This window comes from Pseudomonas sp. (assembly GCF_037994325.1).
Taxonomy (GTDB): Bacteria; Pseudomonadota; Gammaproteobacteria; order Pseudomonadales; family Pseudomonadaceae; genus Aquipseudomonas.
In genome coordinates, this window is the sequence record NZ_JBBNAH010000096.1 from 1 (window position 1) to 5,298 (window position 5,298).

The 5,298-nt window shown below is 60.9% G+C and carries 6 protein-coding genes and 1 pseudogene; 3 read left to right on the forward strand and 4 right to left on the reverse strand.

What is annotated here, in order from left to right; all coding sequences use genetic code 11:
* From AAAB16_RS03100 to AAAB16_RS03110, 3 genes and pseudogenes are all read left to right on the forward strand, one after another.
* Positions 1-105: pseudogene (locus AAAB16_RS03100) on the forward strand (coproporphyrinogen III oxidase); the annotation flags it as partial.
* Positions 105-923: a shikimate dehydrogenase gene (gene aroE, locus AAAB16_RS03105; RefSeq protein WP_340662017.1), complete on the forward strand. Its 819-nt coding sequence runs from the start codon at positions 105-107 to the stop codon at positions 921-923. The pseudogene AAAB16_RS03100 and the gene aroE, both read left to right, overlap by 1 nt.
* A 10-nt stretch (positions 924-933) precedes the next feature.
* Positions 934-1,311, forward strand: a complete 378-nt coding sequence (locus tag AAAB16_RS03110) for a DOPA 4,5-dioxygenase family protein (protein WP_340662018.1) — start codon at positions 934-936, stop codon at positions 1,309-1,311.
* Positions 1,312-1,422: 111 nt separating this feature from the next.
* Here the strand turns inward: AAAB16_RS03110 and AAAB16_RS03115 are convergent, their stop codons facing one another.
* The 4 genes from AAAB16_RS03115 to AAAB16_RS03130 form a co-directional block, all read right to left on the reverse strand.
* A complete protein-coding gene (locus AAAB16_RS03115; protein ID WP_340662019.1) occupies positions 1,423-1,929 on the reverse strand; it encodes an anti-virulence regulator CigR family protein in 507 nt (168 codons plus the stop codon).
* 145 nt (positions 1,930-2,074) lie between these two features.
* A complete protein-coding gene (locus AAAB16_RS03120; protein WP_340662020.1) occupies positions 2,075-3,649 on the reverse strand; it encodes a SulP family inorganic anion transporter in 1,575 nt (524 codons plus the stop codon).
* Positions 3,650-3,745: 96 nt separating this feature from the next.
* Positions 3,746-4,696 (reverse strand): choline ABC transporter substrate-binding protein, encoded by a 951-nt coding sequence (gene choX / locus AAAB16_RS03125; protein ID WP_340662021.1) that lies wholly within the window; start codon positions 4,694-4,696, stop codon positions 3,746-3,748.
* 15 nt (positions 4,697-4,711) lie between these two features.
* Positions 4,712-5,298: sulfatase/phosphatase domain-containing protein (locus AAAB16_RS03130; protein ID WP_340662022.1), on the reverse strand; the 587-nt coding region annotated here is incomplete at its 5' end.

The window sequence follows — 5,298 nt, forward strand, 5'->3', positions numbered from 1 at the left end:
CATGTGCAGTGGGGCTATGACTGGAAGCCTGAGCCTGGCAGCGTTGAAGCGCGGCTGACCGATTACTTCCTGCAAGACCGCGACTGGCTGGGGGAAGCAAACTGATGGACCGTTACGGCGTATTCGGTAACCCCATTGGCCACAGCAAATCGCCGCTGATTCATCGACTGTTTGCCGACCAGACGGGCCAGCAGCTCAGCTATGAAGCCTTGCTAGCGCCACTGGATGGCTTTGCCGCCTTTGCCCGTGACTTCTTCTTTAATGGCCGGGGCGGCAACGTCACCGTGCCGTTCAAGGAGCAGGCTTACCAACTGGCCGACAGCCTGACTCCGCGCGCGCAACGTGCCGGTGCGGTGAATACCTTGAGCAGGCAAGCCGATGGCTGCCTGTTAGGCGACAACACCGATGGTGCTGGGCTGGTGCGCGATCTGACGGTAAACGCCGGCCTCAACCTCAATGGCAAACGCATTCTATTGCTCGGCGCCGGTGGCGCAGTACGTGGCGTGCTGGCACCGCTGCTGGCCGAACAACCGCATTCGCTGGTGATCGCCAATCGCACGGTGGAAAAAGCCGAGGGACTGGCGCAGTTGTTTGCGGACCTGGGTCCAGTAGCCGCTTGTGGTTTCGATTGGCTGGAAGCGCCGGTAGACCTGATCATCAATGGCACCTCCGCCAGCCTAGGCGGCGAGCTGCCACCGATTTCCCCCAGCTTGATTCAGCCGGGCCACACCGTTTGTTACGACATGATGTACGGCAAAGGCCTGACGGCCTTCAATCAGTGGGCCAGTGAGCACGGCGCTGCGCGCACGCTGGACGGTTTGGGCATGTTGGTGGAGCAGGCGGCGGAAGCCTTCTTTATCTGGCGTGGCGTACGTCCGGACAGCGCCACGGTGCTGGCCCAATTGCGCAGCCAACTGGCGTAGCGGAGGTAGCGTGGCTGAGCTAACTGACAGCGAAGCGCGTATCCGTGGCTGGCATGCACATGTCTATTTCGACGCCGCTACCCTGGAACAAGCGCGCAGTCTCTGCGACGAGGCCGCGCGCTTGTTTGCGGTAAAGATGGGCCGTGTTCATAAACAAATCGTCGGTCCGCATCCGGCGTGGAGTTGCCAGTTAGCGTTACGGCCGGCGGTGTTTGCTCAGTTGATTCCTTGGCTGACGCTGCATCGCCAAGGCTTGTCGATCTTTGTTCATCCGATTACCGGCGATGACCTGGTTGATCACCGTGATCATGGCGTGTGGCTGGGGCAGCCGATGGCCATGAACCTCAGCGTCTTCGACGGTCAGGCACCGACGCACTTCGAATTGTAGACACGCAACGGCCCGTCATCCCCACGCAGGTGGGGATCCAGGATTGCAGCTAGGACGAAGATCTCTGGATTCCCGCCTACGCGGGAATGACGGAGGTGGGGTGCGACGCTCTTAGTTCAATACACCCTGCAAGATGGTGTAGACGATCCCCGTAGTCACCGCGATCAACACCACATCGGTCCCCACTCGACGCCACTCATAGCCGTTGTATTGCGGCAGACCGCGCAGTGCGTGGGCATCCAGGCGTTTGCCATAACCATGGGGCAGCGGCCGGCCATGTTCGATCCACACGCCAGGCGGCAAGGCCGGGCCACGACCGATTTGTTCGCGGTGCTCATAGAACTGCTGACGCACAGGGGCGAAATCTTGTGGCGGTTGGCCGTGGCGGTTGTTGGCCTGTTGCGGTGGGCGTGGCTGGCTTTGCTGTGGGTTAAGGCCTGGCTGACCTTGCGGGCCATTTTGCTGATGGCCTTGGTTGCCCGGCTGGTGCCCCTGGCCTTGCTGGCCGTTGCGTGGGTCTTGGTCCTGGCCTGGACCGCCTTGCGGTGCAGCGTTGGCCAGGCTGCTGGCCAGCAGTGCAGCAATGCTCAGGCTGGCGATCAGGCGGGAGGTCTTCATGGTGGTGCTCCTTGCTACAGGCCGCCGCGGCAACATTGCCGGGCTGGCGAGGCCAGCGAGTAGCGGTGCTGGTTGCAGCATTAGGCGTGACCCAAGCGCGGAAATTCCTCTGTATCAAGACTTTTACACAGCGCTGACCAGGCGCTTACACAGGCGGCTCGAACTCAATCGGGCAGTTATCCGCGCCCTCGAGTTTAAGCAGCTCCTCGACCACCTGCGCCTTGGCCCGCCGCAGGCACAGGGTGCGGCCTTGCGCGCGCAGGCGATGGGCTTCCTGGTGCAGCATGCTGACGCCGGCATAGTCGATAAAGTTGATCTGCTGCGCTTCGATCACCACCCGTTTGCCCTGGCTACGTTGCAGGCGCAATTGCACGAAGTGGCAGGCGCCGAAAAAGATCGAGCCTTCCAGCCGCAGTATCTCCTCGTCGCCCTCGAACCATTGCTGTACCCGCGGTTGCGAGGTGCGCTTAAGGTAGAAAAACAACGAGGCCAGCACGCCAGCGTAGATCGCCGTTTGCAGCTCCATCAGCAAGGTGGCGGCCAGGGTCAGCAGCATCACCACAAACTCAGACCGGCTAACCCGGTACAGCGCGCGCATGCCGGCAAAATCAATCAGGCCCCAGCAGATCAGCAGAATGCTGGCCGCCATGCTCGGCAGCGGAATATGCGCGATCAAGCCGGCGCCAAACAACGCGAACACCGCCACCAGCAGCGCCGAAAACACGCCAGCCAAGGGCGAGCTGGCGCCGCTTTGCAGATTTAACGCCGAGCGGGTAAAGGAACCCGCCGACAGGTAGCCGGAAAACCAGGCGCCGAGCATATTCGACAGCCCCTGGGCGCGTACTTCCTGGTTGGCGTTAAGCAATTGCTGCGAGCGGCTGGCCAGGGTGCGGGCGATCGACAGGCTGGTTACCAGGCCGAGCATGCCGCAGGCGATAGCGGTGGGCAGCAGGCGTAGCAACGCCGAAGGATCAAGGCTCAGCGGGCTGAAGGGTGGCAGTGAACCGCTAAATGCGCTTACCAGAGGCACACCGGCAAAAAGGCTCGGCAAAGCCCACACCGCGAGGCTGCCGAGCACAATGCCCACCAGTAGCGCCGGCAGTTTTGGCCAGAGTCGGCGGATCACCAGGGTGCTGCCCAAGCTGATCGCCGCCACCGCCACACAGGCGGGGTTAAAGGTGGGCAATAACTGCAGCAGGTGCACCAGGCTGTCGTAGCCGGTGGCTTGGCTGGCCAGATCGATACCGAGCAAATACGGTAACTGGCCAAGGGCAATCACTACCGCTGCGCCCGCACTAAAACCCACCACCACCGAGTGGGAAACAAAGTTCACCAGCGAGCCAAAGCGCAGCAAGCCAAGCAGCCACTGGAACAGCCCGGCGAGAAAGGTCAGCAGTAACACCAGCTGGATATAGTCGCTGCTCCCCGGCACAGCCAAGGGGCTGACGCTGGTAAATAGCACCACCGAAATTGCCGCGGTGGGGCCGCAGATCAGGTGCCAGGACGAGCCCCATAAGCAGGCGATCAGTACGGGGACCACGGCGGCGTACAAGCCGTATTCGGCAGGCAGGCCGGCGATCAGCGCGTAGGCGATGGATTGTGGCAGGGCCAGAACGGCACCGGTTAAACCGACGAGAAAATCGCGGCGTACGGAACGGCCGGTCTGCAGAGGCAGCCAGGCCAGAAATGGAAATAGCGTCAAACGGTCGGGCCAGCGCATGAACATCTCAAAGCAAGGAGCCAGGCAAGCAGGGTAACGCGGCGGCAAGAAAAACACCGCGAGCGCCGGCGCGAGCCGGGCGCGCGGTTAGGTCACTTACAGTTTGGCTTTAACCGCCGCCAATGCGTCACCACCGTCTTTGGTTTTTACCCCGTCCAGCCAGGTATTCAGCAGTTCCGGGTGGGCACTGATATACGCCTTGGCCGCTTCAGCATTGCTGGCTTTCTTGGCGTCCACCTCGGCCATGATGGTGTTCTCCATCTCCTGGGTAAATGTCAGGTTGGCGAGCAGCTTGGCGACGTTAGGGCACGCCTGTGCATAACCTTTTCGGGTCAGGGTGTTAACAGTGCCGCTGGTGCCGAAGTATTTCTCGCCGCCGGTGAGGTATTTCAGCTTGAACTGCACGTTCATCGGGTGCGGGGTCCAGCCGAGGAAGGTGATAAAACGCTCGCGTTTAACCGCGCGGGCTACCTCAGAAAGCATGGCCTGTTCGCTGGACTCAACCAGCTTCCATTTGCCCAGGTCGAACTCGTTTTTCGTGATGATTTCCTGCAACGATTGGTTGGCCGGAGCGCCTGCGCCAATGCCGTAAATCTTGCTGTCGAACTTGTCGGCAAATTTGGCCAGGTCGGCGTAGTCATGCACGCCAGCGGCATACACGTAATCCGGTACAGCCAGCGTGAACTCTGTGCCTTCGAGGTTTTTCTTCAGCTCTACCACGTCGCCGGTTTTGACGAATTTGTCGTAGTGCGCTTGCTGCGCGGGCATCCAGTTGCCCATAAATACATCCACCAAACCGTCTTTCATGCCGCCGAAAATAATCGGTACGGCCAGGGTGTCGACTTTGGCCTTGTAGCCCATGCCATCGAGCAAAAAGCCGGTAATGGCGTTGGTCGCGGCAATGTCGCTCCAACCCGGATCGGCCATGCGCACGGTATCGCAGCTTTCCGCCGCCTGAGCGCTGGACAGGCCCATGGCCAACACGCCAGCGCTGACTACCAGCGCTGTGCGCAAACCTGTGGATAACTTGGTGGATAACAGTTTCATAACGTCCCCTTAGAGTTAGTTCTTAGTGTGGGCAGGTTGTGGAAAGCGCGCCTTACGCTCGAGGTCGTCGAGGTCAATGTGATTGCGCATGTATTGCTGACTGGCATCGGTATGCGGCTGGTGATCCCAGCTCTTGAGGGCGCCCAGGCTCAGCGCGGTGGCCACAAAGCGCCGACGCCGTTGGCTGGCCAACACCTGTTGGTGAATGGCGGGGATATCCCACTTGCGCCGGGCTTCTTCGAGAAAGCTCGCGCACAGCCACTGGTGCTCTGCCGACTGGCTGAGCTCTTCCAGTTCATGGGGATCCTGCTCGGTGTTGTAGAGCAGGCAGGGATCGTTTTCGGAGTAGATAAATTTGTACGGGCCGCGGCGAATCATCATCAGCGGGCTATTAGTGCCCTCGGCCATATATTCGCCGAACACTTCATCGTGCCCGCCCTCGCCGTTGAGGTGTGGCACCAGCGAGCGACCATCAAGCGGCAGTTCGGCGTGCACCTGGCCGCCGGCCAGTTCCACCAGGGTTGGCAACAGGTCGGCGGTGGAGATGGAGGCTTTTTCCCGCGCAGCGGCGAAGTGCGCCGGTGCGTGAATGACCATCGGCA

Coding starts and splice junctions, on each gene's coding strand:
- aroE (WP_340662017.1), top strand. CDS start 105: ATGGACCGTTACGGCGTATTCGGTAACCCCATTGGCCACAGCAAATCG.
- AAAB16_RS03115 (WP_340662019.1), bottom strand. CDS start 1,929: ATGAAGACCTCCCGCCTGATCGCCAGCCTGAGCATTGCTGCACTGCTG.
- AAAB16_RS03120 (WP_340662020.1), bottom strand. CDS start 3,649: ATGCGCTGGCCCGACCGTTTGACGCTATTTCCATTTCTGGCCTGGCTG.
- choX (WP_340662021.1), bottom strand. CDS start 4,696: ATGAAACTGTTATCCACCAAGTTATCCACAGGTTTGCGCACAGCGCTG.